The organism is Burkholderia sp. D-99 (assembly GCF_011605345.1).
In the GTDB taxonomy this organism is placed as follows: Bacteria; Pseudomonadota; Gammaproteobacteria; order Burkholderiales; family Burkholderiaceae; genus Burkholderia.
On the sequence record NZ_JAAOXM010000010.1, the window covers coordinates 81,862 to 107,205 of the forward strand.

The following is a 25,344-nucleotide window of genomic DNA, read 5'->3' on the forward strand; positions in this document are numbered from 1 at the left end:
GTTGCCACGCGGTGCGTTGATACGGCGACCGGCATGACTGGCAATTTACTGAGCGATGCGGCAGCGATAAAGCGGCTCGCCACGAATTGACTGGCGGCGTTTTCCGAACAATCGCCCGCGCGCCGTCAGCCGGCGCTGAGCCATGCGTTCGCGACCTCGCCGCCCAGGCCGTCGAGCGCGCCGTCGTAGACGATCCGTCCGCGCCCCATCACCGCGACCCGCCGCGCGAGCCGCGGCGCGAACTGCAGCCGCTGCTCGATCAGCAGGATCGCGACGCCGTCGGCCTGCAGCGCGGCGAGGCACGCGCCGACCTCGTCGACCGCGAGCGGCGCGAGCCCTTCAGCCGGTTCGTCGACGATCAGCACGCGCGGGCGGCCCGCCAGCGCACGCACCAGCGCGAGCACCTGCTGCTCGCCGCCCGACAGCCGCGCCGCCTTCACGTCCGCGCGCGCGGCCAGCAGCGGAAAGCGGTCGAACAGCCGTTCGAGCGCCGTGCGTTCGGCCGCACCGCCGGCACCGCGCAGCCCGAGCCGCAGGTTGTCGCGTACCGTCAGCAGCGGGAACACGTCGCGGCTTTCGGCAACGTAAGCGACACCGCGCCGCGCGATCTCGAACGTGCGCGCGCCCACGCATTCGGCGCCGGCGATGCGCACCGAGCCGGCCGTGCGCACGAGCCCCATCACGGCCTTCGCGAGCGTCGAGCGCCCCGAGCCGTTGCGACCGAGCAGCGCGAGCGTCTCGCCCGGCGCAAGCGCAAGATCGACGCCGTCGAGCACGGGTTGCGGGCCGTACCCCGCGCGCAGGTCGCGAATGTCGAGCAATGCGTTCATGGTGCGCTGCCCTCCCCGAGATACGCGGCGCGCACCGCCGGATCGGTGCGAATCGCATCGGGTGCACCGGTCGCGACCACCGTGCCGCGCACGAGCACCGTGATGCGTTCGGCGAAGCCGAACACCGTATCCATGTCGTGCTCGATCAGCAGTACCGTTCGCCCCTGCGTCGTCGCACGAATCAGCGCGATCATCCGCGCCGCCTGCGCACGGCTCATGCCGGCCGTCGGCTCGTCGAGCAGCAGCGTGCGTGCACCGCTCGCGAGGGCGATGCCGAGATCGAGCGCGCGCTGTTCCGCATAGCTCAGCTCGGCGGCCGGCGTGTCGCGGTGCGCGTCGAGGCCGATGTCGTGCAGCACGCGCCCGGCCGCAAGATCGACCGACGCCGATTCGCGCAGCCGGTTCCACCAGCGCCGCCGTTCGGCGGGCGCATGCAGCGCCGCACAACGCAGGTTGTCGAACACGGTCAGCCGCGCGAACGCGCTCGTCTGCTGGAAACTGCGGCCGATGCCGAGGCGGCTCGCGACGACCGGCCCGCGCCCGCGCAGGTCGACGCCGTGCAGCACGACGCGCCCGCGCGTGGGCCGCGTCGCACCGGCGATCACGCCGAACAGCGTCGACTTGCCCGCGCCGTTCGGCCCGATCAGCGCATGACGCTCGCCGGCCGCGATGCTCAGATCGACGCCGTCGAGCACCGTCTGCGCGCCGAAGCGCTGCACGACGCCATGAAGCGCGATCGCGTTGCCGTTCATCGCCCGTCCTCCCGCTTGCCGGCCTGCCCGCCCGCCACGAACCGCGCGCGCCAGCCCCACAGCAGCATGCCGATGCCGGCCGCCGAGCACGCGACGGCCCAGCCGGCCGGCGTATCGGCGTCGATGCCCCAGGCACCGAACGCGAGGCCCGTGCCGTCGTCCTGCGCGAAGCGCCACGCATAACCGAGCTCGGCCGCGCAGACGATCGCGACGCCCCAGAACACGCACGCGCCGACCGCGCACAGCATGCGCCAGCGCTCGGCCGCCGGCGCGCCGCGCCGCGATGCATGCGCGAGCGCCTGCACGATCCCGGCGATTCCGCGCGGCGCGGCCACGACGATCGCGACGAACAGCACGCCGAGATACAGCGCCCACGCCCGCGACACGCCCGCGACGACGATGCTCAGCGCGGTCAGCACGGCCGCTCCCGCCGCCGGCCCGAAGAACGCACCGGTGCCGCCGATCACTGCGGCGATCAGCACGGTCGCCGAACGCGCCATCGACACGCTGTCGGGCGTCGCGATTTCGACGTCGATCAGCGTCAGCGTGCCGGCGACACCCGCGAAGAACGACGCGCAGGTGACCATCGCGAGCCGCACGCGGCGCGGATCGGTGCCGAGCGCGGCGACGCGCGCGGGGTTGTCGCGCACCGCATTCGCGAGCCGCGCGAACGGCGTGCGCGTCAGCGCATGCATGGCCCACGCCGACGCGATGCACCACGCGGCGATCACCGCATAAGCCTGCGCCGGTGCGCCGAACTGCCAGCCGCCCCACGGCGTGCCGCTCGCGCGGTCGATCGGCACGCCGCCGATCCCGCCGAACCAGGCGGGCACGCTCCACGCGGCAGCCGCGACGCATTCGCCAAGCCCGAGCGTGATCATCGCGAACGCGGTGCCCGAACGGCGCGTCGCGAGCAGCCCGGCGGCGAAGCCGAAACCGGCGCCGGCCATGCCGCCGACGAGCGGCAACAGCGGCAACGGGCCGCCCATATGGTTGAACCAGTGCGCGGCCGCGAACGCGCCGAGGCCCGCGAACGCCGCGTGCCCGAACGACAGCAGCCCGGTCGTGCCGAGCTGCAGGTTGTACGACAGCGCGAGCACGACGAGCGCGGCTGTCTGCGCGAGATAACCCAGCACGGCACCATGCGGCCACAGCCACGCGGGCAGCACGACGCACGCGGCGAACAGCGACCAGCGCGCCAGACCGGCGGCGAGCGTGCGGCTACGCATCGGCGCGCTCGCCGAACAGCCCGCGCGGCCGCGCGACCAGCACCGCGACGAGCAGCAGGTACGGCACCAGCGGCGCAAGCTGCGCGATCGACACCGCGGCGACACTGTCGGGCAACGCGATGCCGGCCCATAACGCGAGGTCGCGCAGCGACGTATCGCTCGCGGCCGCGAAGGTCTGCGCGAAACCGACCGCGAGCGACGCCGCGAACGCGCCGCCGAGCGAACCGAGCCCGCCGATCACGACGACCGCGAACACGACCGACCCGACGGTTTCGGCGAGCGCGGGTTCGATCACCGCGAGCGGCGCGCCGATCACGCCGGCCAGCGCCGCCAGCGCGGTACCCGCGCCGAACAGCGCCGTCATCACGCGCGGCACGTCGTAGCCGAGCGCCTCGACGGCCGCACGATGCGTGAGTGCCGCGCGCACCACGAGCCCGATGCGCGACGCGCGCAACAACGCACCGAGCGCGACCAGCATCGCCGCGGACATCCCCATCATGAACAGCCGGTAGCGCGGCAGCGCGAGGCCGAATACGGTCACGGGTGCGCCGTCGAACAGCGCCGGCACCGGAGCCGGCAGCGGCGCCAGGCCCCACACGAGTTTCGCGCCTTCGCCGATCAGGTACGCGAGGCCGAAGGTCAGCAGCAGTTCGCTCGTATGGCCGCGTGCCTGAACGCGGCGCAGCAGCGTGCGCTCGCAGCCGGCGCCGAGCAGCCCGACCGCGAGCGGCGCGAGGACCAGCGCGGGCCAGAAGCCCGCACTGGCCGCGATGCTGTAGCCGACATACGCGCCCAGCATGTAGAAGCTCGCATGCGCGAAGTTGAGCACGCCCTGCACGCTGAAGATCAGCGTGAGGCCGGCCGACAGCATGAACAGCAGCAGGCCGTAGCTGAGGCCGTTGAAAGCCTGGAGCGCGAATGCGTGCACGGCGAAATCAGGCCGCGAGCGGCTCGAGCGCGGCGCGCAGCGCGTCGGGCAGCGGCACCGGCCGGCGCGTGCCGCGATCGACGTACACGTGCACGAAATGCCCCTGTGCGGCGGGCGACGCGTCGCCCTGCGCGAACAGCCCGACCTCGTAGCGCACGCTCGACGTGCCGAGCTTCACGACGCGCAAGCCCGCGTCGACCGATTGCGGAAACACCAGCGGCGCGAAGTAGTTGCACTGCGTCTCGACCACGAGGCCGATCGTCTGCCCGTGCTCGACGTCGAGCACGCCGGCGCGGATCAGGTATTCGTTCACGACCGTGTCGAAGTAGCTGTAGTAGACGACGTTGTTCACGTGCCCGTAGACGTCGTTGTCCATCCAGCGGGTCGTGATCGGCAGGAAGTGGCGATAGGCGTCGCGCGGACGCGGTTGCGGCTTGTCGGACATGGCGATGGCGGTCAGGACGATGAAAGCGCTGAGGAAGAAGCGCGGCGGCCGCATGACACGGCGCGCCGGCAAGAAGCCGGGCGCCGTGCCGCGATCGCGCGCGGCACGGCGGGCGGCTGCAACCCTGCCGGCCGGCCCGTCACTGCCCCGGCCGGTCGACGAATTCGAAATCGAGGCCGCGCGCACGCATCCAGTCGCCGAGCGCGATGCCCGTACCGGCGCGCCACGGGCGCAGCAGCGGCGGATCGACGAGCTTGTATTCGAGCAGTTCCGGCGACAGCGCGACCGTGCCCGACGCACGCACGTGGTACGCGATGATCAGCTCGTTCTTGCGGATGAACTCGTAGACGCCGACGAGCGACACGTGCTCGGCCTTCAGGGCCGTTTCCTCGAACACCTCGCGCGCGATGCCGTCCTCGGGCGTCTCGCCGTTCTCGAGGAAGCCGGTGATCAGCGCGAACATGCCTTCCGGCCAGGCCGCGTTGCGCGCGAGCAGGATCTTGCCGTCGAGCTCGACGATCGCGGCGACGACGGGCAGCGGGTTGTTCCAGTGGACATAACCGCAGCTGTCGTCGGGGCACGCCTGGCGAATGCGGCCGCCTTCATGGTCGGGATCGGCGCGCTCGGTAAGCGGGCTCGCGCAGCGCGGGCAAAAGCGGTAGTCGGCGGTGGTCATCGATGGGGATCTGGCGGACGCCGGACGGCCGCCAGCCGGCTGCCCGCGCACCCGCTCGGCGCGGGAAAGGCTTCATTCTAGCGAGTTTGCCCGTGCCGCAGACGATCCGGCCCCGCCGAAATCAGGGTTGCAGGCGCCCGCGTGCGGCGGTCGCCGCGAAGCCGGCGGCGCCCAGCAGCAGCGCGGCCACCGCGACCCACAGCGCGGGGGAAAACGAGCCGAAGCGCGCGGCCAGCGGTGCGGCGACGAGCGGGCCGAGAATCTGCCCGACCCCGTACGACGCGGTCGCATAGCCCATCAGCCCGGCTGCCCGCTCACCGTGCAAACGCCGTGCCTCGCGCATCGCGAACAGCGTGATCGCGGTAAACGGCAGGCCGAGCAGCGCGCTGCCGACCGAGAAGCCGGCCGCGTTCGGCCACACGATCCCGGCGGCAATGCCGAGCGCCTGGGTCGCGCAACCGGCGGCCAGCAGCAGCCGGTTGTCCCAGTGCCCGGGCAGTCGCGCGGCGGTAATCGCGCCGACGATCAGCGCCGCGCCGAACATCGGCCAGAACAGGTCGGGCCACGGCGAACCGGCCGGCAGCGCGGCGCGCGCGATCACGGGCAGGAACGTCGCGGTGATGATGTAGCCGAAGCCCGGCATGCCGTACAGCACGACGAGCCATGCGGCGTCCGCGCGATGACGGCGCGAGTCGGCCTGCGCCACGGAGGGTGCGGAAGCAGTGGAAGCTGCGGAAGCTGCGGAAGCTGCGGAAGCTGCGGAAGCTGCGGAAGCTGCGGAAGCTGCGGAAGCTGCGGAAGCTGCGGAAGCTGCGGAAGCTGCGGAAGCTGCGGCGGCAGCATGCGGCGCGGCACCGCCCGGCGGTACGGCCTGCGCCGGGGCGGTCGCAAACGTGCGCCAGATCGCGATCGACAGCACGGCCGACAGCGCCGCGAAACCGAGCCAGCCCGACGCCGCGCGCTGGCCGGCCAGCGCACTGCCGATCAGTCCCGTCACCACGATGCCGACGCCGGGGCCCGCATAGATCACCCCGCTCCACTCCGGCGCGGACAGTTCGGCCAGCCGCCGCAGCCCCCATTGCGACACGAATACGAAGGTCCATGCGCTGACGACGCCCGCGACGAAGCGCACCGCGAGCCACACCGGCAGCAGGTGGCCGACACCCATCGCGGCAGTGAGCAACACGGTGGCCACGAGCCCGAAGCGCACCATGCGCGCGGGCGCCACACGCAGCGCCGCGCAACTGACCGCGCCGACGAAGTAACCCGCGTAGTTCGCCGAGGCGAGCCAGCCGCCGGCCTTCAGGCCGATCGAGCCGTCCGCGAGCATCAGCGGCAACAGCGGCGTGAACGCGAAGCGGCCGACGCCGAGCACGACCGCGAGGCCGACCATGCAGGCCAGCGCGGCCGTGCGGGCGCGGCGGTCGGCGTCGGCGGCAGGAGGCGCGCCGGCGGCGGCGGTCGAGGCATCGAAACGGGACATGGCGGCATGGGCCGGCGTTCAACGCGCCGGCCGGATCGGAAATCGGAACGCTTCCATCGTAGCTTGACCAAACGTTCTCGAAAAATGAATAATTGAGAATCCACTCATCGCTCGGAGAGAATCATGGATCTGGCGGCGCTGGCGATTTTCCGGGCCGTGGTGCGCGAGAACGGCGTGACGCGCGCGGCGGCCAAGCTCAATCGCGTGCAGTCGAACGTCACGACGCGCATCAAGCAGCTCGAGGAAGAACTCGGCGCGGCGCTGTTCGTGCGCGACGGCCGCCGGCTCGTGCTGACGCCGGCCGGGCACACGCTGCTGCCCTATGCAGAGCGCCTGCTCGCGCTCGCCGACGAAGCGCGCGACGCGGTGCGCGAGGACACGCCGCGCGGGCGGCTGCGGCTCGGCACGATGGAGAGCACGGCCGCGAGCCGCCTGCCGACCGTGCTCGCGCGCTATCACCACGCGTGGCCCGACGTGTCGCTCGAACTGCTGACGGGCACGACGGGCTGGCTGATCGACCGCGTGCGCGACTTCGAGATCGACGCCGCGCTGTTCGCGCGCCCGCCCGCACCGGACACGCTGCCCGACACGTTCGAGACCGTGCCGATCTTCCGCGAGGACCTGGTGCTGCTCACCCCGCGCGGCCATCCGCCGGTGCGCACGCCGCGCGACGTGATCCTGCCGACGCTGATCGCATTCGAGCGCGGCTGCACGTATCGCAAGTACGTCGAGCAGTGGTATGCGGCGCACGGCGTCAAGCCGGCGCGCGTGCTCGAACTCGGGTCGTATCACGCAATCGTCGCGTGCGTCGCGGCAGGTGCCGGCATCGCGGTCGCGCCGCGTTCGGTGCTCGACCTGCAGCCCGAGACCGGCACCATCGCCGCACACGTGATTCCCGAACTGGAGGGCATCGACACACTGCTCGCGTGGCGACAAGGTTATGCGTCGGCGGCGTTGGCCGCGTTGCGCGACGCGCTCACCGAAGCCGCGCGACAGCCGGACGGTGCGGCGAAGCCGCCGGTAAGCGTGCCGGCCTGAATCGCCGGGCGACCGGCACACGTTGTGCCCGCATATCAACAAAAAGACCCGACCGGCATGTGCCGATCGGGTCTTTGTCATTTCACGCGATGCCGCAACGAGACGGCATCGCATCGGTCGTGACGATCAGAGCCGCTCTTCGACCCAGCCCTTCACGCCAGCCAGCGCGCCCGGCAGATTCGCCGGCTCGGTGCCGCCAGCCTGCGCCATGTCCGGACGGCCGCCGCCCTTGCCGCCGACCTGCTGCGCGACGAAGTTCACGAGCTCGCCGGCCTTGACCTTCTTGCTCGCATCGGGCGTGACGCCCGCGATCAGGCTGACCTTGCCGCCTTCGACAGCCGCCAGCACGATCGCCGCGCTCTTCAGCTTGTCCTTCAGCTTGTCGACCGTTTCGCGCAGCGTCTTCGCGTCGGCACCGTCGAGCGTCGCGGCCAGCACGTACACGCCGCCGATTTCGATGGCCTGCTGCGCGAGCTCGTCGCCCTGGCTCGACGCGAGCTTCGACTTCAGCGCGCCCAGCTCCTTCTCGAGCGACTTCACCTGGTCCTGCACCTGCGCGATACGCTGCGTGAGCTCCGACGGCTGTGCCTTCAGCGCGGCTGCCGCTTCGTTCACGCGGGCGTCGAGATCCTGCACGAAGCGCACCGCGTTGTCGCCGGTGATCGCCTCGACGCGGCGGATGCCGGCCGCGACGCCGCCTTCGACGACGATCTTGAAGAAGCCGATGTCGCCGCTGCGGCTCACGTGCGTGCCGCCGCACAGTTCGCGCGAGAAGCCGAGGTCGAGCACGCGCACTTCGTCGCCGTACTTCTCGCCGAACAGCGCCATCGCGCCGCCCTTCACCGCTTCGTCGTACGGCATCACGCGCACGATGCCCGGCGCATTGGCCAGGATCTCGTTGTTGACGATCTGCTCGACGCGACGGATTTCATCGTCGGTCATCGGCGCGTTGTGCGCGAAGTCGAAACGGGTCTTTTCCGCGTCGACCAGCGAACCCTTCTGCTGCACGTGCGCGCCGAGCACTTCGCGCAGCGCCTTGTGCATCAGGTGGGTGGCCGAGTGGTTGCGCTGCGTGCGCGCACGACGGTGTGCGTCGATCTCCGCGCGCAGCACGTCGCCGACCTTCAGCGTGCCTTGTTCCAGCGTGCCGTGGTGGCCAATCACGTCGGCCTGCACCTTCAGCGTATCGGCCACCGCGAAGCGCGTCGCGGCATTCGCGAGCACGCCCTGGTCGCCGACCTGGCCGCCCGATTCCGCGTAGAACGGCGTGTGGTCGAGCACGACGACCGCGTCCTGGCCCGTCTTCACTTCATTGACCGACGAACCGTCGACGTACAACGCGACGATCTTCGCGTCGTCGAACGCGATTTCCTCGTAACCGTGGAACGTGGTTTTCGCGCCCGTGTATTCGAGGCCCTGCGTGGCCTTGAACTTGCCGGCCGCGCGCGCCTGCTCGCGCTGGCGCGCCATCGCGTCGTCGAATGCCGGCTCGTCGACCGTCATCCCGCGCTCGCGGCAGACGTCGGCCGTCAGATCCAGCGGGAAGCCGTACGTATCGTGCAGCTTGAACGCGAGCTCGCCGTCGAGCACCTTGCCGCCCTTCGCTTCGACGTCGGCCAGCGCGCCCTCGAGGATCGACATGCCGTGCTCGATCGTCTCGAAGAAGCGCTCTTCTTCCTGGCGCAGCACGTCGGTCACGCGTTGCTCGGCTTCCTTCAGCTCCGGATACGCGACACCCATCTCGGCGACGAGGTCGGCCACCAGCTTGTGGAAGAACGCGCCCTTGCGGCCGAGCTTGTAGCCGTGGCGGATCGCGCGGCGCACGATCCGGCGCAGCACGTAGCCGCGGCCTTCGTTGCCGGGGATCACGCCGTCGACGATCAGGAACGAGCACGCGCGGATGTGATCGGCGATCACCTTCAGCGAGTTGTTGGTGAGGTCGCTGATTTCGGTCACGCGCGCGGCGGCCTTGATCAGGTTCTGGAACAGGTCGATCTCGTAGTTGCTGTGCACGTGCTGCAGCACCGCGGCGAGACGCTCGAGGCCCATGCCGGTGTCGACCGACTGCTTCGGCAGGCGCGTCATGTTGCCCTGCGCGTCGCGGTTGAACTGCATGAACACGAGGTTCCAGATCTCGATGTAGCGGTCGCCGTCTTCTTCAGGCGATCCCGGCGGGCCGCCCCACACGTCCGGGCCGTGGTCGTAGAAGATTTCGGTACACGGGCCGCACGGGCCGGTGTCGCCCATCGTCCAGAAGTTGTCCGACGCGTAGCGCGCGCCCTTGTTGTCGCCGATCCGGATGATGCGCTCGGTCGGCACGCCGACTTCCTTCGCCCAGATGTCGTACGCCTCGTCGTCTTCCTGATAGACGGTGACCCACAGCTTGTCCTTCGGCAACTGGTAGACCGTGGTCAGCAGCTCCCACGCGAACTTGATCGCGTCGTGCTTGAAGTAGTCGCCGAACGAGAAGTTGCCGAGCATCTCGAAGAACGTGTGGTGGCGCGCCGTGTAGCCGACGTTCTCGAGGTCGTTGTGCTTGCCGCCCGCGCGCACGCTGCGCTGCGCCGTCGTGGCGCGCGAATACGGACGCGGGTCCGTGCCGAGGAACACGTCCTTGAACTGGACCATGCCCGAGTTCGTGAACATCAGCGTGGGGTCGTTACCGGGCACGAGGCTCGACGAGCGGACGATCGTGTGGCCCTTCGATTCGAAGAATTTGAGAAATTTCTCGCGGATTTCGGCAGCTTTCATGGCGTGCGGGGACAGTCTGGCAAAGACGGCTTCAAACGCCGGCGCCCCTGGCGGGGCGCACGGCGGCATGGATTCGGAAACGATCGATTATACGGGATCGGGGCCGGCTTCCGGGTAAAGCGCCGGCAAAGCGGCTCGGCCCTCCGGCCGGGCCGGCTGGGCCACTCCAGCGGCCGATTCGCCTTAATATGCTCGGCATGCCAATTCGCCTTGCCCGCCAAGGCCAGCCATGAAAGGAGACGATTCAACGATGGGTGCCCTGAGCCATATCCGCGTGCTGGATCTCACCCGCGTGCTCGCGGGCCCGTGGTGCGCGCAGACGCTTGCCGATTTCGGTGCGGACGTGATCAAGGTCGAGCGCCCGGGCGCCGGCGACGACACGCGCCACTGGGGGCCGCCGTACCTGAAGGACGCGGACGGCGCGGATACCGCCGAGGCCGCGTACTACCTCGCGGCGAACCGCAACAAGCGCTCGGTGACGGTCGACATCGCCACGCCCGAGGGCCAGCAGATCGTGCGCGAACTCGCCGCGCAAAGCGACGTCGTGCTCGAGAACTACAAGGTCGGCCAGTTGAAGAAATACGGGCTCGATTACGACTCGCTGCGCGCGGTGAAGCCCGACCTCGTCTACTGCTCGGTCACCGGCTTCGGCCAGACGGGCCCGTACGCGCACCGCGCGGGCTACGACTTCATCGTCCAGGGGATCGGCGGCTTCATGAGCATCACCGGCGAGCGCGACGGCGAGCCGGGCGGCGGCCCGCAGAAGGCCGGCGTCGCGATCGCCGACCTCGCGACCGGCCTCTACTCGACGATCGCGGTGCTCGCCGCGCTCACACACCGCGACCGGACGGGCGAAGGCCAGTACATCGACATGGCGCTGCTCGACGTGCAGGTCGCGCTGCTCGCGAACATGAACACCAACTTCCTCGCGAGCGGCAAGCCGCCGGTGCGCTGGGGCAACGCGCATCCGAACATCGTGCCGTACCAGACGTTCCAGACGAGCGACGGGTGGATCATCGTCGCGGTCGGCAACGACGGACAGTTCCGCAAGTTCGTCGAGGCCGGCGGCCGGCCCGAGCTGGCCGACGACGAGCGTTTCGCGACGAATCCTTCGCGCGTGCGCCACCGCGACACGCTGGTGCCGATCCTCGCGGAGATGGTGAAGGCGCGCGGCAAGGCCGACTGGATCGATGTGCTCGAAGCGGCCGGCGTGCCATGCGGGCCGATCAACGATCTCGACGAGGTGTTCGACAACGAGCAGGTCGTCGCGCGCGGGATGCAGGTGTCGCTGCCGCACCCGAGCGGCGCGGACGCGAAGCTCGTGCGCAATCCGATCCGGATGAGCGCGACGCCGCCCGAAGCGCGCACCGCCCCGCCGCTGCTCGGCGCACAGACCGACGACGTGCTGCGCGACATGCTCGGCTACGACGACGCGAAGATCGCCGCGCTGCGCGCGAAACAGGCGATCTGATTACGGCGATCGGTGCGGGTGCGGGTGCGGGTGCTCGCAGGCAGGCTGCGGCGGCCGCAACCGCCTCGCGCCGTCAGCCGCCGCGGGCGAGCGCGTCGAGCCAGCCGCGCGCATCGGGCCAGTCGCCGAGCCCGCTGTCCGCATTGACGTGACCACGCGGGCCGATATCGTGGAATGCGCTGCCCCATGCGTTCGCGCAGCCGCGAGCGAACGCGAGCGACCCATACGGATCGTCGCTGCTGGCGACGACGCAGGTCGGAAACGGCAGCCGTTCATACGGCACGGGCCCGAAGCCGTGCGCATCGGCCGGAAACGCGGGGCCGCCCGGATCGGGCAGCGCGACGAGCAGCGCGCCGCGCACCTTCGCGAGCGCGGCCGGGCGCGCATAGCGCGTCGCCCACCACGCGGTGGTCAGCGTACCGAGACTGTGGCCGGCAATCAGCACCGGCCCGCGCGCGGCTTCGACCGCGCGATCGAGTGCGAGACACCAGCCGTTGCGGAACGCACGATCCCAGTCGGGCATCGCGACGCGCGAGAAACGTGCATCGGCACGCTCCCAGCGGCTCTGCCAGTGAAGCGGGCCCGAATTGGCGTAGCCCGGCAGGACGAGAACGGGGAATGAGCTCATGGAAGGTGCGTCGACGAATGAAATCGTGATGGTGCGTCGGCGCAGTGTCGCACACCCGTTCCTCCCTGATGCTGCCTGTCTGAAACCGGAAGGATGTGCGTGGGGTCGGGACGCGTTCTGGACGGTGCCTCGACCGGACGGCAAGCCGCGTTGCACGCGGCTCGCGTCATGTCATCGATCAGCGCACGTTCGCGCCGACGATACCGCCCGCCGCGGCGCCCGCGACCGTGCCGAGCGGGCCGCCCGTCACCAGGTAGCCGAGCGCGCCGCCCGCGGCCGCACCGATGCCGGCATTGCGCTGCGTATGCGTCATGGCGCACGCGCCGAGTTGCGACAGCGCCGCGACGATCACGGCGGTACGAACGATAAACGTGGTCTTCTTCATCATGATTGTTGGTTTCCTCTCGCCGCGCGGCAACGCGAACGGCGGCATTGAATCGGTGAAGCCATCATAGGCAACGCCAAACGGCCCGGGCAATCCGATTTACGTCGTGTTACAGCCGACACAATATCGAGATAAACCGTCGAAACCCGCCCCTGCCGTGCCGCCAGCCGCGCGGGACGGACCCCGGTCAGGTAGAATCACGGGATTAAACCGGCGCGACGCGCCGACACAACCTGACGCCATCCGCATGAGCACCGAACGCAACGACGCCCCCGCGGCTTCCAATTTCATCCGCAACATCATCGACGACGACAACCGCACCGGCAAATGGAGCGGCCGCGTCGAAACACGCTTCCCGCCCGAGCCGAACGGCTATCTGCACATCGGCCACGCCAAGGCGATCTGCCTGAACTTCAGCGTCGCGCGCGACTACGGCGGCGTGTGCCACCTGCGCTTCGACGATACGAACCCGGAAAAGGAAAGCGTCGAGTACGTCGACTCGATCGTCGACGCGGTGCGCTGGCTCGGTTTCGACTGGCGCAAGGACGCGGTCGATCACCAGTACTTCGCGAGCGACTACTACGACAAGCTGTACGAGTTCGCCGAGCTGCTGATCCAGCGCGGCAAGGCGTATGTCGACAGCCAGAGCGCGGAAGAGATGCGCGCGAACCGCGGCTCGCTGACGGAAGGCGGCAAGCCGTCGCCGTTCCGCGAACGCACGCCGGAAGAAAACCTCGACCTGTTCCGCCGCATGAAGGCCGGCGAGTTCAAGGAAGGCGAGCACGTGCTGCGCGCGAAGATCGACATGGCTTCGCCGAACATGAACATGCGCGACCCGGTGATCTACCGGATCCGCTACGCGCACCACTACCGTACCGGCGACGCATGGTGCGTGTATCCGATGTACGACTACACGCACTGCATCTCGGATGCGCTCGAAGGCATCACGCATTCGCTGTGCACGCTCGAATTCGAGGATCACCGCCCGCTGTACGACTGGGTGCTGAACGAACTCGCGGAAGCCGGCATGTTCACGCGCCCGCTGCCGCAACAGATCGAATTCTCGCGACTGAACCTCACGTACGCGATCACCAGCAAGCGCAAGCTGCTGCAGCTCGTCACCGAAGGCCACGTCGACGGCTGGGACGACCCGCGGATGCCGACGATCGTCGGCGTGCGCCGCCGCGGCTTCACGCCGGAGAGCATCCACCTGTTCTGCGAGCGGATCGGCGTGACGAAGATCGATTCGTGGATCGACATGAGCATCTTCGAAGGCGCGCTGCGCGACGACCTCGACGACAAGGCGGCACGCACGGTCGCCGTGCTCGATCCGCTGAAGCTCGTGATCGACAACTACCCGGAAGATCTCGAGGAAGCATGCACGGCGCCCGTGCATCCGCACCACCCGGATCGCGGCGTGCGCACGTTCCCGATCTCGCGCGAGCTGTGGATCGAGCGCGAGGACTTCGTCGAGAACCCGCCGAAGGGCTATTTCCGCCTGTTCCCGGGCAACAAGGTGCGCCTGCGCTACGGCTACGTGATCGAGTGCACCGGCTTCGACAAGGACGCCGACGGCAACGTGACGGCCGTGCACTGCAACTACTTCCCGGACAGCAAGTCGGGCACCGAAGGCGCGAACACGTACAAGGTCAAGGGCAACATCCACTGGGTCAGCGCGAAGCATGCGCAGCCGGCCGAAGTGCGGATCTACGACCGCCTGTTCAAGGAACCGCATCCGGACGCGGGCGGCGCGAACTTCCTCGAGGCGCTGAACCCCGATTCGAAGAAGATCGTCCAGGCGTACGTCGAGCCGGGCAACAGCGACATCGCACCGGAAACGCGCCTGCAGTTCGAGCGTCACGGCTACTTCGTGGCCGATCGCGTCGATTCGAAGCCGGGCAAGCCCGTGTTCAACCGGATCGTCGGGCTGCGCGACAGCTGGGGCAAGCCGGCGTGATGGTCGGGCAGGCGCGGCGCCGGTCGCCCTCGCCTGCCCCATTCGTCATGCGCACTCAACGGCTGCGCCGATGTGCGGCCCGCTCGGGCAACCGCCCGGGCGGCCTTCCCCGAACGCCACGTCAGGAACCGTCACCATGGCATATTCGCTGCAGGCCATTGTCGCCAGATCCGGCGCATTTTCGTCCGCGCCACTGCCGCAGGGGCTGCGCGTCGTCCGCCTGCGTGGCGACATCGACATGATCCCGCTCGACACCCCGTACCGGAAAGCTCACGACATTCCGTTCTGCCCGTTGACCGACGGGGACGACACGGTGCTGCCGCCGGCACTTCTGTCGCTGTGCGAACAGTTGAGTGCGCAATCTGCACTGGCCTATATCGAAGCCGAATTCTTCGGTGGCAGCGGCGGCCAGGCGCATGCGCGCTTCGCGGATGGCCGCGCGAGCGGCCCGCTCGTCGTGTCGGACCATGCGATCAACGAAGCGCTTCGCCATCTCGGCGTCGCCAGGGGCGAGGCGATCGACGAATTCGAAGCGATCGGCCTCGACCAGCATCGCGACACCGACCGATGGCTGACCTGACTCGCTGACAGCGCATCGGACGAACCATAAAAAAACCGGCTTTCGCCGGTTTTTTATTGCTTGCCGAGGCTACGCGCCCGTCAACCGCCGATGCAGATCCACCAGCGACAGCTTCGTGCGAAACAGCCGCGCGAGGCTGCGGCTCGCATACGCGTCGATGTCGCCCGGCACGGTCCAGCGATACGCATCCATCTCGGGGATCATCGAGCCGTCGCGACGGCTCGGAAACAGCGACGTGCACATGCACTGCGCGGGATCGATCTCGCCTTCGGCCACCCGCACCGCGAACAGGTGCAGGTCCTTGTCGTGCCGGTACGCAAAGCGGCCGAGATCGAGCAACCGGGCCGGCGCGAATACGATGCCGGTTTCTTCGAGCAGTTCGCGCAGCGCCGCGTCGACCGGCGATTCGCCCGGCTCGCCCTGCCCCTTCGGGATGTCCCAGTGCGTGGTATCCGTCGCATGCGCGAGGAAAACGCGGCCGGCCGCATCGAGGATCACGACGCCGCACGACACCGTGCGCGGCGCGCCGCCCCGCTTCATCACGCGCGTGCTCAGTGCTTCTGCAGCTGCCACTTGCCCGCGGCCGTCTTGCAGTAGACGGGCTTGAGCGTCATCGTCTGGCCCTTCGCGGTGATGTCGGCGGTGATTTCGCGGCAGGTCTTGCCGTCCGTCTCGGTTGTGGTCGGCGTGAGTTTCGCATCGATCTGCGTGCCACGGCCGCTGCTCTGCCACGTCGTGGTCTCGCCGTCCTTGCCTTCGTCGCGCACCTGCTCGGCGGCCTTCGACAGCGACGCCGTGTCGGCCTTGCTGAAATAGCTGAGCGGCGTATTGGTCAGGAAGTTCAGGTTGTTCTGCGCATGGGCGGGCAGCATCGCGGCTGCGCACGCGGCACCGGCCAGCACGCGCGTGACGACGGAAAGGGATGCACGCATCGACATGTTGTTCTCCTTGGATGTTCGATCGAACGGCGCGGCGTGCAGGCCGGCGAACCGGGGGCCGGCCCTCCGGCACGCACACTGCGCCTGTCAGCGAGCGAGGATAGCATGCGTGCCGTCGGCGCCGCCTTCTAGTGGCCGGCTGGCGCGGCCGTTGGCTGATATCCGTCAGTCAGCGTGCCGAGGAATGCGATCACGTCCTTGATCTCGGCCGCGTTCAGCGCCGGCTGCTCGCCGCGCTTGCGGTCGAACGGCGCCTCGCGGTTGATGTTCGGCCAGTAGCGCTTCGGCAGGTCATCGTAAATCTGTACCTTGCCGTGCACGACCGGGTAGAACTTCTCCGGATGAATGTCGCGCTCGACGTAGAAGCGCATCACGTCCTCGAGCGTGTGATACACGCCGTTGTGGAAGAAGGTCTTGCGCAGCGCGACGTTGCGCAGCGACGGCGTGCGGAACAGCCCGCAGAATTCGTCGCGGCCCTTCAGGTCGGTACGCTCGGGCCCGCACGCGCCGAGATCGTAAAAGCGCGGGTCGTGATTGACGGGCAGCGCGCGATTGCGCGGCACCGCGATCGCGATCAGCCCGAAATCGCTGAACTGCGGCGGCGTGCCGTCGAGTGCGCGCTGGCTGATGTGGCAGCTCGCGCAGTTGCCCTTCTTCTCGTCGTTGAACAGTTGCAGACCGCGCATTTCGGCCGGCGTGAGCGGCGCTCGGCCGGCGAGATACGCGTCGTACTTGCTCGTGTACGGCGAGAACAGTTCGGGCGTCTGCTCGAACGTTTCGAGCGCGCGCAGGACGGCCTTGAACATGGCCGCGTCGTCGTCGAGCACCTTCACGCCGAACACCGCGCGAAACTCCTCCGCGTACGGCGCGGCCTTCACGGCCTGCGCGACCTTCGCGGGCGAGCTGTTCATCTCGAACGGCGACGTGAGCGGAATGCGCGCCTGCTCGGCGCCCGTGTCGACGCGGCCGTCCCACGTGAGGCCGCCCGTCGGGCCCGCATCGACGCTCTCGTCGCCTTCGTCGTCGGAATCGTGGAAGTGCTCGGTGAACTGCGGCACGCCCTGCAGGTACTTGAGCGACGGCACCGCACGAAAGCCCTGGCGCTTCATGTCGTCGCCGCCCAATTGCACGGCCAGCGCATTGGGCGGGCCGAATGCGTGATCGGGGCTGTGGCACGACGCGCACGCCAGCTTGCCGGAACCTGACAGCGTAGGGTCGAAGAAAAGTTGCTTGCCGAGCGCCGTCATCCGGCGCACGCCTTCGTAAACTTGTGCCCGCGTCTGCGGCTGGTTCGTCTCGACCACCGCGCCGCTGGCGGAAACCGTTGCGGACGCAACCACGTTCGCGGCGCCCGGCGCATTCGCCGCGCTCGCGGCCTGCGCGGGCGGCGCACCCGCACCCGGCTGTCCGTCACAGCCGGCAAGGGTTACAAGCGTGGTGGCCAGCGCGAGCGCGCCGGTCAGGTGCAGCCACGAACGCGCGAACGCGCCGGCTGTCGGTTGGCGAGGCTTCATCGATTCGTCGGAAAGTGGGTTCAGGAGCGGCCGGAGTTTATGTCAGCCGCATGACCGTTACATGACGATCGATCGACAGCTAATCGAAAGGACGCCTACACCCGGCTGTCAAATCGCACCCTCAAAATGCTTACAGCCGGACCTACCACGGTTACCCTCGCGAACCGGCGGTACACGAATGCTCCGGTTCCCCACGCGACAAGAGAGAGATAGAGAGTACAACGGATGAAAAACCACGCCTGGATTCGCATTACACCGATCGCCTTTGCCGCGGCCGCCGCCCTCACCGCCTGCGGCGGCGACGACGTCCAGCAGCAAGGCCTGTCGACGGTGAAGAACGTCGTCGTGATCTACGCGGAAAACCGCAGCTTCGACAACCTGTACGGCAATTTCCCGGGCGCGAACGGCCTGCAGAACGTGACCGCGGCCAGCGCGCAGCAGAAGGACCGCAACGGCCAGCCGCTCGCGACGCTGCCGAAGGTCTGGGGCGGCCTGACCGCGAAGGGCGTGACGCCGGCCGTGACCGAGGCGATGACGGCCAACCTGCCGAACGCACCGTTCGCGATCGACGACCCGAACGGCTTCAACACGCCGATGAGCGTGACGACGCGCGACCTGTATCACCGCTTCTACGAGAACCAGATGCAGATCAACGGCGGCAAGAACGACATGTTCGCCGCATGGGCCGATTCGGGCGGCCTCGTGATGGGCCACTACACGCCCGACGCGACGAAGCTGCCGCTGTGGAAGATCGCGCAGCAGTTCACGCTGGCCGACAACTTCTTCATGGGCGCGTTCGGCGGCTCGTTCCTGAACCACCAGTACCTGATCTGCGCGTGCGCGCCGTTCTACGCGAACGCGGACAAGAGCCCGGCCGCCGGCTCGATCTCGGCCGTCGGCGCCGACGGCAAGTCGCTGCAGCTCGCGAGCAACTCGCCGGCTTCCGCGCTCGACGGCATTCCGAAGTTCGTGAACTCGGGCAACCTGACGCCGGACTTCTACGCGATCAACACGATGCAGCCGCCGTACCAGCCGAGCGGCAACAAGGCCGCTTCGGGCGGCGACCCGAACCTCGCCGATCCGGGCGCCGCATCGACGCTGCCGCCACAGACGCAGCAGAACATCGGCGACCTGCTGACCAACGCCGGCGTGTCGTGGGCATGGTACGGCGGTGCGTGGAACCAGGCACTGCAAGCCGCGCAAAGCGGCACGGCGAACGTGATCTACGGCCCGAACATGACGGCGCCGAACTTCCAGCCGCACCATCAGCCGTTCAACTACTACGCGGACCAGGCACCGGGCAGCACGAGCCGCGCGCAGCACTTGCTCGACGGCGGCACCGACGGCAGCGAGTTCATCAAGGCGATCGACGCGGGCACGCTGCCGCAGGTTTCGTTCTACAAGCCGCAGGGCAACCTGAACGAACACGCAGGCTACACGGACGTGTCGAGCGGCGACCAGCACATCGCGAACCTGATCGCGCACCTGCAGGCGAGCCCGCAGTGGAAGAACATGGTCGTGGTCGTCACGTATGACGAAAACGGCGGCTTCTGGGATCACGTGTCGCCGCCGAAGGGCGATCGCTGGGGCCCGGGCACGCGCATTCCGGCGCTGATCGTGTCGCCGTTCTCGAAGAAGGGCTTCGTCGACCACACGCAGTACGACACCGCGTCGATCCTGCGCTTCATCACGCGCCGCTTCTCGCTGCCGCGCCTCACCGGCCTGCAACAGCGCGACGACGCGCTGAAGGCCAACGGCGGGCAGCCGATGGGCGACCTGACGAACGCGCTCGCGCTGTCGCCGAACCTGTAACGGCATCGCGACGGACGGGCCGGCCGTGCTGCCGGCCCGAACGAACGAAGGGCGGCCTCGCGGCCGCCCTTTTGCATGGATGCGCGTGATTGCGCGCTTTCGTCACCAGCCGTACTTCAGCTCGACCCCGACATAGTCGGCGTTGTGCCCGCCCGCCTGACGGATCGCATCGCCGACCTGGAAATGCACGGCCTCGATCGCACCGATCAGGTTCGCGGCGATCGTATAGTCCGCCCGCAGCTGCACGTACATCCCCGTCCACAACCCGCCCTTGCCTGCCGTGCCCGGCACCACCGCGTTGCCCTGCTGGTAGACCGCATCGCCGGTCGTCTCGCGCCACTGGAAACCGAGCGCACCGAGCAGCGACAGGTTCGGCGACGGCTTCAGCGTCACCGACGGCTTCACGTGGATCAGGTTCGAATACCCGGTGAAGCCGGCCAGCGTGAAGTAATAGCCGTTCGGAAACAGCGGATTGAAGGTCTCGACACGGCCGTCGTGCGGATGGCGGTCGCCCGACGCCGCGTCGAGCTGCAACGCGATGCGCGGCGACCACGGCGCGTCGAGCCGGTAGCCGGCGATCGAGCCGACCGCCCACGCGCGGATCGTGCTGCTGCCGACCGTGCCCGTCTGCAGCATCGTTTCGAGATCCCAGTCGAAGCGATCGTGCGTGCCTGAGTAACGCAGGTCCCACACGTCACGGCGCTCCGCGCCGCTCGCATCGAGAAAACGCGCGTTGCTGCGGTTGTAGCGCGACCAGTAGCCCGACAGGTCACCGGGCCCCACCGACTGCCGCTCGAAGCGCACGCCGCTGAACGTGAGGTCGCGGTTCGACACGTCGTCGAACGCGGACACGGTGCGGTTCTGCACGGGCTGCGTCGCATACGCGATGAAGCGCCACTTCTGGTACTCGTAGTCGGCCCACACGGCATCGAACGCCTGCCGAACGTTCGGGCCGTCGCGCGCGGCGATGAAGCGCTGCAAGTCGAACGCCATCTCCTGCCGGCCGACGCGGAACTTGAGCGTGCCGCCGCCGAGCGCGCCCGTGTAGGTCGCGAATGCCTGCTCGAGATCGAGCGGGTTCTTGTCGACCGGCGAGATCGTGTTCTTGCCGAACGCGCGGTCGTCCTGCAACTGCACGAAGAACTGCCAGTGCTGGCCGAGATGCGCATCGGCGTGCACCTCGACACGCTGTATCAGGTACGTATCCGATTGCGCGGAGCCGATGCCGAACAGCGGCGCGTCGTTGGTCTCGAGACGCTCGCGCAGGTTCACGCCGAGCGACAGATAGGAGGCCGGATCGTTGCCGAGCGGGATGTATTTCAACCCGTCGAGCGGCGCGCGCGGCACGCACGGATTCGCGAGCACCGACCAGTCTTCCTGCCAGCGGTTGAACAGCACGGTCGGTCGGTTCGCCGTGCAGGTCGCGGCGGGCGCGCCGTCGGCGGCCGCCGGTGCGCTCGCCGTATCCGCGCGCACCGCATCGGCACCCGCGAGCAGCAGCCCCGCGACGACCGACGCGCGGGCAACCCGGTCAAGGCGACCGGTTCGTGCCGTCGCCCGATGCTGCCCGCCCGTCGCGGCCATTCGTTCGCACTCGCGCGCATCCGTGCGGCCCGCTCGCCGTTCGCAGTCGCCCCGCATCCCGCCTCGCCACCCGTTCATGCATGCTCCTGCGTAGCCGTGCGGGCGGACATCCCCGCGCAAACCGCCAGCACCACAAGCGCACCGGCCGGTACCAGCAGCGCCCAGAACCCGACATGGCGAAAGCCCAGCGCACCGGCCATCGCGCCGAGCGCGAACGCGACGATCGCCGGCCACATCTTCGCGAAGCGCGCGCGCGCCGCCGTGCGCACGCTGTCGGGCGTGCCGGCGGACAGCAGGTCGACGACGTCGAGAATCGCCTGCGTGACGTTGCCGGTCATCACCGTGTTCGGCACGCCGGCACGTGCGATCACGCGCGGATGCGCGTTCTGGATGCCCATCGCGAACGTGCCGACGATGCCGGCCAGCAGCACCGGCAGGCTGTCGGATTGCGTGACGGGCGACGCCCACACGCCGGCCGCGCAGAAGCCGAGCAGCAGCACGCCCTGGACCGCATGCAGCGCCCGCGCGCCCTGCCACGCGGGCCGCCCGGAAAAGGCGCGTGCGATCAGGCTGCTCGCGACGACACCGCATACGAACGCGGGGAACACGCTGAGCTTCAGCAGGATGCCCTGGCCGAACCCCGCGACACCCGCGCCGATCAGCACGAAGTTGCCGGTCACGTGCGCGGTGAATAGCCCGAACAGCGCGACGAAGCTCAGCGTGTCGACGAAGCCGGCCACCGCGGCAAGGATCGTATCCTCGTGCTTCATCGTGCCGCGCCCGCGTGGATCTCCGCGATATAGCCGCCCGGGAACCGGACCACCGCCGCGTCACGACCGTCTGCCGTGTACGGCGCCACGAGCACGTTGACGCCGGCCGCCTTGGCTTTCTCCAGCGTCGCGGCCAGGTCGGACACTTCGTAGCCCGTCATCTCGTGCCCGTACGGATAAGGCAGGTGGCCGTCCGTCACGAGCACGGTCATCTTGCCGAAGCCCGACGTGATGCGAATGCGGCGATAAGTGTCGTTCGGCCGGCCGATCTCGATGCCGGGCGCCTTGAGATCATCCGACACCACCTTGCCGTTCGAGAACTTGACGAAGTCGTGAACGAACTTGCGCACACTCTGCGGCGACACGTACACGCGATTCTCTGGAATCGTCTGCAGTGCGTCGTATTTCGGCGCCTGCGTATGCCAGTAGAGCTGCATCTTCACGCCGCCGGTCCATGCGATCACCGCGTCGCGGCCGATCGGATCGGGGAACGTATCGACGATCACGTCCGCGCCGTGCTCGCGCGCGACCTTCATCGCGGCGTCCATGTCGGTGACGAGATAACCCGTGCGCTCCGCGCCGAACGGCCAGGGCACCGGCGTCTTGAAGCCGAACACGGAGATCGTGCCGACCGGCGTGAACACGAGCTGCGACATCGTCTGGCTCGGCGTCGGCGTGACCTGGAACACGCCCTGCTGCGACTTCTTGCCGCCGAACGTCGCGACGAAGCTGTCGGTGAAGCGATCGAAATCCTCGGGCGCCACGTACACGTGCGTCGTGTCGTATTGCGCCCCGACCGCGAGCGTCGGCGTGGCCGCCGGCGGCACGGGCGGCTTCGCGTACACGGCCGGCGCCGCGACGAGGCCGGCGGCGATCGCCAGCGCGAGCAAAGCGGAACGAATCGTTTTCATGACTGGATTTCCTTGTTGTTGATCGTCATCGAGTGGTACGGCCGTCGCCGGCCGGATACTTCGCATCGGCGAGCAGCGTCGCGAGCACGAGTGCCGCGATCAGCCCGAGATGCTCGAAAAAGCTGTTGAGCGCCATGAAATGCGCGGCACCCGTCTGGTTCCAGAAGTCGTTCGCCACCCCCATCGCGACGAGCGTCAGCATGCCGAGGCTGCCGGCGCCGAGCCACGTGAAGCGGCGGAACACGATGCACAGCGAACCGCCGATTTCGACCGCGATCGCGAGCGCCGCCCATAACGCTGCCGGATGCAGGCCGAAATGCGCCTGCTCGGCGACCGCGCCATCGAAATCCAGCGCCTTCGCGACGCCGCCGATCAGGTAGGCGGACACCAGCGCGAGCCGCGCGAGCGGCAGGATCCACGGTTGCGCCAGCAGCGCGTGGACCCATGCCGGGTTGTCGAAGCCGCTGTGGCTGCTCGAGGTGGCCATGTCAGACCGCCCAGCAGGAGCAGCCGAACGCGCCCCAGAAGCCCTTCGCGTCCGACGTCGGCAATGCGCTGCCCCACGCGCCCGCATGCGCATGCTGGTGCACGTTGCAGGCGTTCGCGCAGCCGCACATCGCGGCGGCCGCCGCCGCGCGTTGCAGCGGTGCGCCGCTGCGCTGCGTCGCGCCCCAGCCGCCGTAGCCGCCGTACTCGCGCACCGGCGACCAGTCCGGCATCGCCGGCGGAATCGGTGCGTCATGCGACGCGAACGGCCCCGCACCCCACACGATCCGGCCGCCGACCACCGTCAGCAGCGCGGTCGTGCCCGCGATGTCGTCCTCCGCGCACGCGAAGAAGTCGCGATCCGGAACGACCACGTCCGCAAGTTGCCCGACCGCGATGCGCCCTTTCTTGCCGACCTCGTTCGAGAACCACGTCACGTACTCGGTCCACATGCGCAGCGCGGTCTCGCGATCCAGCAGGTTGCGCTGCGGGTACATGCGCAGCCCGCCGATCGTCTTGCCCGTCACGAGCCAGGACAGCGACACCCACGGGTTGTACGACGCCACGCGCGTCGCGTCGGTACCGGCCGACACCTTGAGGCCCTTCGACAGCATCTTCGCGACCGGCGGCGTCGCTTCGGCCGCCTGCGCGCCGTAGCGCTCGACGAAGTATTCGCCCTGGTACGCCATCCGGTGCTGCACCGCGATGCCGCCGCCCAGCGCGGCAATGCGGTCCATCGATTTTTCGGTGATGGTTTCCGCGTGATCGAAGAACCAGTTCAGCCCTTCGAGCGGGATGTCCTGGTTCACCTTCTCGAACACGTCGAGTGCGCGGCTGATCGTTTCGTCGTAGGTCGCATGCATGCGCCACGGCCAGCGGTTCTGTGCAAGCACGCGCACGACGCCTTCGAGATCGTCTTCCATCTGCGCCGGCAGGTCCGGGCGCGCGACGCGGAAGTCCTCGAAATCGGCCGCCGAGAACACCAGCATCTCGCCCGCGCCGTTGTTGCGGAAGTAGTCGGTGCCGTCGTGGTACTTCGTGCTCTTCGTCCAGTTCACGAAGTCTTCCTTCTCCGCGTTCGGCTTCTGCGTGAACAGGTTGTACGCGATCCGGATCGTCATCTCGCCCGCGTCGTGCAGCTTGCGGATCACCTCGTAGTCGTCCGGATAGTTCTGCGAACCGCCGCCCGCGTCGATCACGCCCGTCACGCCGAGACGGTTCAGCTCGCGCATGAAGTGGCGGGTCGAGTTGTACTGGTATTCGAACGGCAGCTTCGGCCCCTTCGCGAGCGTCGCGTACAGGATCGTCGCGTTCGGGTTCGCGAGCAGCAGCCCGGTCGGGTTGCCCGCCGCATCGCGCAGGATCGTGCCGCCCGGCGGCTCGGGCGTGTCCTTCGTATAACCAACCACGCGCAGCGCGGCCGCGTTCAGCAGTGCGCGATCGTACAGGTGCAGGATGAACACCGGCGTATCGGGCGCGGCCGCGTTGAGTTCCTCGATCGTCGGCAGGCGCTTCTCGGCGAACTGGTGCTCGGTGAATCCGCCGACCACGCGCACCCATTGCGGCGCGGGCGTGATCGCCACCTGCCGCCTGAGCATGTCCATCGCGATCGCGAGCGACGGCACGCCGTCCCAGCGCAGTTCCATGTTGTAGTTCAGGCCACCGCGAATCACGTGGCAGTGGTTGTCGATCAGGCCCGGCAGCGCAGCGCGGCCACCGAGGTCGACGACCTTCGTCGCGCGGCCCGCGAGCGGCATCACGTCCGCGTCGTGGCCGACCGCGACGAAGCGGCCGTCCTTGATTGCGACGGCGGTCGCGACGGGGTTCGCACGATCGAGCGTCGTGATGCGCCCGTTATGCAGGATGAGATCGGGTTGAGTGTCGGGTGTGCTCATCAATGTGTCCTCGATGCAATCAGAAACCGAGCCAGTGACGGACCGGTGCGACGGCCGCGACACCGATCAGCATGCCGGCCAGCCCGACCAGGGCAATCAGCGGCGGTGCGGGCGAGCGCACCTTGATCACGCTGTACATGACGCCGACCAGCATGCCGGCACCCAATGAAACGACATACGATTCCATACGCTCCTCCCGACTGGATTAGAATGACCCGCATCGCCGCCCGCCCGGGCGCCATGCGCCCGCGGCGCGATCCGCTGCCGCACCACCCGCTTCG

The 25,344-nt window shown here is 68.7% G+C and carries 24 protein-coding genes; 5 read left to right on the forward strand and 19 right to left on the reverse strand.

The window, feature by feature from the left end; all coding sequences use genetic code 11:
- Positions 1–125: 125 nt before the first annotated feature.
- The 7 genes from HAV18_RS28690 to HAV18_RS28720 all read right to left on the reverse strand — a co-directional run bounded on the left by HAV18_RS28690 (position 126) and on the right by HAV18_RS28720 (position 6,343).
- Positions 126–830: an ABC transporter ATP-binding protein gene (locus HAV18_RS28690; RefSeq protein WP_166962892.1), complete on the reverse strand. Its 705-nt coding sequence runs from the start codon at positions 828–830 to the stop codon at positions 126–128.
- A complete protein-coding gene (locus HAV18_RS28695; protein ID WP_166962894.1) occupies positions 827–1,582 on the reverse strand; it encodes an ABC transporter ATP-binding protein in 756 nt (251 codons plus the stop codon). Before HAV18_RS28695 ends, HAV18_RS28690 begins: the two co-directional genes overlap by 4 nt.
- Positions 1,579–2,811, reverse strand: a complete 1,233-nt coding sequence (locus HAV18_RS28700; RefSeq protein ID WP_166962896.1) for a branched-chain amino acid ABC transporter permease — start codon at positions 2,809–2,811, stop codon at positions 1,579–1,581. The genes HAV18_RS28695 and HAV18_RS28700 overlap by 4 nt, the downstream gene beginning before the upstream one ends.
- Positions 2,804–3,739, reverse strand: coding sequence for a branched-chain amino acid ABC transporter permease (locus HAV18_RS28705; RefSeq protein ID WP_166962898.1), 936 nt, complete (start codon positions 3,737–3,739; stop codon positions 2,804–2,806). Before HAV18_RS28705 ends, HAV18_RS28700 begins: the two co-directional genes overlap by 8 nt.
- Positions 3,740–3,746: 7 nt before the next feature.
- The gene (locus HAV18_RS28710) at positions 3,747–4,184 is read right to left on the reverse strand and encodes a thioesterase family protein (protein WP_027787751.1); all 438 of its coding nucleotides are present in this window, start codon (positions 4,182–4,184) and stop codon (positions 3,747–3,749) included.
- 139 nt (positions 4,185–4,323) lie between these two features.
- Positions 4,324–4,860, reverse strand: coding sequence for an NUDIX domain-containing protein (locus tag HAV18_RS28715; protein WP_166962900.1), 537 nt, complete (start codon positions 4,858–4,860; stop codon positions 4,324–4,326).
- 121 nt (positions 4,861–4,981) lie between these two features.
- Positions 4,982–6,343 (reverse strand): YbfB/YjiJ family MFS transporter, encoded by a 1,362-nt coding sequence (locus tag HAV18_RS28720; protein WP_166962902.1) that lies wholly within the window; start codon positions 6,341–6,343, stop codon positions 4,982–4,984.
- Between the two features lie 123 nt (positions 6,344–6,466).
- Between HAV18_RS28720 and HAV18_RS28725 the strand changes: the two genes are divergently transcribed.
- Entirely contained in the window at positions 6,467–7,381 is a 915-nt protein-coding gene (locus HAV18_RS28725) for a LysR family transcriptional regulator (RefSeq protein ID WP_166962904.1), read from the forward strand.
- A gap of 126 nt (positions 7,382–7,507) precedes the next feature.
- Here HAV18_RS28725 and alaS read toward each other — a convergent pair whose 3' ends face one another.
- Entirely contained in the window at positions 7,508–10,132 is a 2,625-nt protein-coding gene (gene alaS, locus HAV18_RS28730) for an alanine--tRNA ligase (protein ID WP_166962906.1), read from the reverse strand.
- 250 nt (positions 10,133–10,382) lie between these two features.
- On the opposite strand from alaS, the gene HAV18_RS28735 reads away from it, so the two are divergent.
- Positions 10,383–11,603: a CaiB/BaiF CoA-transferase family protein gene (locus tag HAV18_RS28735; protein ID WP_166962908.1), complete on the forward strand. Its 1,221-nt coding sequence runs from the start codon at positions 10,383–10,385 to the stop codon at positions 11,601–11,603.
- A gap of 73 nt (positions 11,604–11,676) precedes the next feature.
- Here HAV18_RS28735 and HAV18_RS28740 read toward each other — a convergent pair whose 3' ends face one another.
- Both HAV18_RS28740 and HAV18_RS28745 read right to left on the reverse strand, forming a co-directional pair.
- The gene (locus HAV18_RS28740) at positions 11,677–12,231 is read right to left on the reverse strand and encodes an alpha/beta hydrolase (RefSeq protein ID WP_166962910.1); all 555 of its coding nucleotides are present in this window, start codon (positions 12,229–12,231) and stop codon (positions 11,677–11,679) included.
- A 178-nt stretch (positions 12,232–12,409) separates the two neighbouring features.
- The gene (locus HAV18_RS28745) at positions 12,410–12,619 is read right to left on the reverse strand and encodes an ornithine acetyltransferase (protein ID WP_011351716.1); all 210 of its coding nucleotides are present in this window, start codon (positions 12,617–12,619) and stop codon (positions 12,410–12,412) included.
- 244 nt (positions 12,620–12,863) lie between these two features.
- Here HAV18_RS28745 and HAV18_RS28750 point away from each other — a divergent pair, with 244 nt between their 5' ends.
- Both HAV18_RS28750 and HAV18_RS28755 read left to right on the forward strand, forming a co-directional pair.
- Positions 12,864–14,573, forward strand: coding sequence for a glutamine--tRNA ligase/YqeY domain fusion protein (locus HAV18_RS28750; RefSeq protein ID WP_166962912.1), 1,710 nt, complete (start codon positions 12,864–12,866; stop codon positions 14,571–14,573).
- Positions 14,574–14,709: 136 nt separating this feature from the next.
- Positions 14,710–15,153: a hypothetical protein gene (locus HAV18_RS28755; protein WP_166962913.1), complete on the forward strand. Its 444-nt coding sequence runs from the start codon at positions 14,710–14,712 to the stop codon at positions 15,151–15,153.
- A 69-nt stretch (positions 15,154–15,222) separates the two neighbouring features.
- Here the strand turns inward: HAV18_RS28755 and HAV18_RS28760 are convergent, their stop codons facing one another.
- The 3 genes from HAV18_RS28760 to HAV18_RS28770 form a co-directional block, all read right to left on the reverse strand.
- Complete coding sequence (locus HAV18_RS28760; RefSeq protein ID WP_166963206.1) at positions 15,223–15,693, reverse strand: NUDIX hydrolase; 471 nt, start codon at positions 15,691–15,693, stop codon at positions 15,223–15,225.
- A gap of 11 nt (positions 15,694–15,704) precedes the next feature.
- Positions 15,705–16,091 (reverse strand): hypothetical protein, encoded by a 387-nt coding sequence (locus HAV18_RS28765; RefSeq protein WP_166962915.1) that lies wholly within the window; start codon positions 16,089–16,091, stop codon positions 15,705–15,707.
- 128 nt (positions 16,092–16,219) lie between these two features.
- Positions 16,220–17,605, reverse strand: coding sequence for a cytochrome-c peroxidase (locus HAV18_RS28770; RefSeq protein WP_166962917.1), 1,386 nt, complete (start codon positions 17,603–17,605; stop codon positions 16,220–16,222).
- A 225-nt stretch (positions 17,606–17,830) separates the two neighbouring features.
- Here HAV18_RS28770 and HAV18_RS28775 point away from each other — a divergent pair, with 225 nt between their 5' ends.
- Positions 17,831–19,417, forward strand: coding sequence for an acid phosphatase (locus tag HAV18_RS28775; RefSeq protein WP_166962919.1), 1,587 nt, complete (start codon positions 17,831–17,833; stop codon positions 19,415–19,417).
- Positions 19,418–19,519: 102 nt separating this feature from the next.
- On the opposite strand, the gene HAV18_RS28780 is transcribed toward HAV18_RS28775, so the two are convergent.
- The 6 genes from HAV18_RS28780 to HAV18_RS28805 all read right to left on the reverse strand — a co-directional run bounded on the left by HAV18_RS28780 (position 19,520) and on the right by HAV18_RS28805 (position 25,250).
- Positions 19,520–21,001 carry an alginate export family protein gene (locus HAV18_RS28780; protein ID WP_166963208.1) on the reverse strand — a complete coding sequence of 494 codons (1,482 nt, stop codon included), beginning with the start codon at positions 20,999–21,001 and terminating at the stop codon, positions 19,520–19,522.
- A 74-nt stretch (positions 21,002–21,075) separates the two neighbouring features.
- Entirely contained in the window at positions 21,076–21,771 is a 696-nt protein-coding gene (locus HAV18_RS28785; RefSeq protein ID WP_166962921.1) for a YoaK family protein, read from the reverse strand.
- The gene (locus tag HAV18_RS28790; protein WP_166962923.1) at positions 21,768–22,682 is read right to left on the reverse strand and encodes a VOC family protein; all 915 of its coding nucleotides are present in this window, start codon (positions 22,680–22,682) and stop codon (positions 21,768–21,770) included. Before HAV18_RS28790 ends, HAV18_RS28785 begins: the two co-directional genes overlap by 4 nt.
- A 25-nt stretch (positions 22,683–22,707) precedes the next feature.
- A complete protein-coding gene (locus HAV18_RS28795) occupies positions 22,708–23,169 on the reverse strand; it encodes a DoxX family protein (RefSeq protein WP_166962925.1) in 462 nt (153 codons plus the stop codon).
- 1 nt (position 23,170) lies between these two features.
- Positions 23,171–25,063 (reverse strand): amidohydrolase, encoded by a 1,893-nt coding sequence (locus HAV18_RS28800; protein ID WP_166962927.1) that lies wholly within the window; start codon positions 25,061–25,063, stop codon positions 23,171–23,173.
- Between the two features lie 19 nt (positions 25,064–25,082).
- Positions 25,083–25,250 carry a DUF1427 family protein gene (locus HAV18_RS28805; RefSeq protein ID WP_166962929.1) on the reverse strand — a complete coding sequence of 56 codons (168 nt, stop codon included), beginning with the start codon at positions 25,248–25,250 and terminating at the stop codon, positions 25,083–25,085.
- Positions 25,251–25,344 lie beyond the last annotated feature (94 nt).

Excerpts from the sequence above, each read along its gene's own strand:
- HAV18_RS28745 (WP_011351716.1), bottom strand. The coding sequence starts at position 12,619 with ATGATGAAGAAGACCACGTTTATCGTTCGTACCGCCGTGATCGTCGCG.
- HAV18_RS28690 (WP_166962892.1), bottom strand. The coding sequence starts at position 830 with ATGAACGCATTGCTCGACATTCGCGACCTGCGCGCGGGGTACGGCCCG.
- HAV18_RS28710 (WP_027787751.1), bottom strand. The coding sequence starts at position 4,184 with ATGTCCGACAAGCCGCAACCGCGTCCGCGCGACGCCTATCGCCACTTC.
- HAV18_RS28755 (WP_166962913.1), top strand. The coding sequence starts at position 14,710 with ATGGCATATTCGCTGCAGGCCATTGTCGCCAGATCCGGCGCATTTTCG.
- HAV18_RS28695 (WP_166962894.1), bottom strand. The coding sequence starts at position 1,582 with ATGAACGGCAACGCGATCGCGCTTCATGGCGTCGTGCAGCGCTTCGGC.
- HAV18_RS28770 (WP_166962917.1), bottom strand. The coding sequence starts at position 17,605 with ATGAAGCCTCGCCAACCGACAGCCGGCGCGTTCGCGCGTTCGTGGCTG.
- HAV18_RS28760 (WP_166963206.1), bottom strand. The coding sequence starts at position 15,693 with ATGAAGCGGGGCGGCGCGCCGCGCACGGTGTCGTGCGGCGTCGTGATC.
- HAV18_RS28720 (WP_166962902.1), bottom strand. The coding sequence starts at position 6,343 with ATGTCCCGTTTCGATGCCTCGACCGCCGCCGCCGGCGCGCCTCCTGCC.
- HAV18_RS28780 (WP_166963208.1), bottom strand. The coding sequence starts at position 21,001 with ATGGCCGCGACGGGCGGGCAGCATCGGGCGACGGCACGAACCGGTCGC.
- HAV18_RS28740 (WP_166962910.1), bottom strand. The coding sequence starts at position 12,231 with ATGAGCTCATTCCCCGTTCTCGTCCTGCCGGGCTACGCCAATTCGGGC.
- HAV18_RS28775 (WP_166962919.1), top strand. The coding sequence starts at position 17,831 with ATGAAAAACCACGCCTGGATTCGCATTACACCGATCGCCTTTGCCGCG.
- HAV18_RS28795 (WP_166962925.1), bottom strand. The coding sequence starts at position 23,169 with ATGGCCACCTCGAGCAGCCACAGCGGCTTCGACAACCCGGCATGGGTC.
- HAV18_RS28765 (WP_166962915.1), bottom strand. The coding sequence starts at position 16,091 with ATGTCGATGCGTGCATCCCTTTCCGTCGTCACGCGCGTGCTGGCCGGT.
- HAV18_RS28805 (WP_166962929.1), bottom strand. The coding sequence starts at position 25,250 with ATGGAATCGTATGTCGTTTCATTGGGTGCCGGCATGCTGGTCGGCGTC.
- HAV18_RS28800 (WP_166962927.1), bottom strand. The coding sequence starts at position 25,063 with ATGAGCACACCCGACACTCAACCCGATCTCATCCTGCATAACGGGCGC.
- HAV18_RS28700 (WP_166962896.1), bottom strand. The coding sequence starts at position 2,811 with ATGCGTAGCCGCACGCTCGCCGCCGGTCTGGCGCGCTGGTCGCTGTTC.
- HAV18_RS28790 (WP_166962923.1), bottom strand. The coding sequence starts at position 22,682 with ATGAAAACGATTCGTTCCGCTTTGCTCGCGCTGGCGATCGCCGCCGGC.
- HAV18_RS28725 (WP_166962904.1), top strand. The coding sequence starts at position 6,467 with ATGGATCTGGCGGCGCTGGCGATTTTCCGGGCCGTGGTGCGCGAGAAC.
- HAV18_RS28750 (WP_166962912.1), top strand. The coding sequence starts at position 12,864 with ATGAGCACCGAACGCAACGACGCCCCCGCGGCTTCCAATTTCATCCGC.
- HAV18_RS28735 (WP_166962908.1), top strand. The coding sequence starts at position 10,383 with ATGGGTGCCCTGAGCCATATCCGCGTGCTGGATCTCACCCGCGTGCTC.
- HAV18_RS28785 (WP_166962921.1), bottom strand. The coding sequence starts at position 21,771 with ATGAAGCACGAGGATACGATCCTTGCCGCGGTGGCCGGCTTCGTCGAC.
- alaS (WP_166962906.1), bottom strand. The coding sequence starts at position 10,132 with ATGAAAGCTGCCGAAATCCGCGAGAAATTTCTCAAATTCTTCGAATCG.
- HAV18_RS28715 (WP_166962900.1), bottom strand. The coding sequence starts at position 4,860 with ATGACCACCGCCGACTACCGCTTTTGCCCGCGCTGCGCGAGCCCGCTT.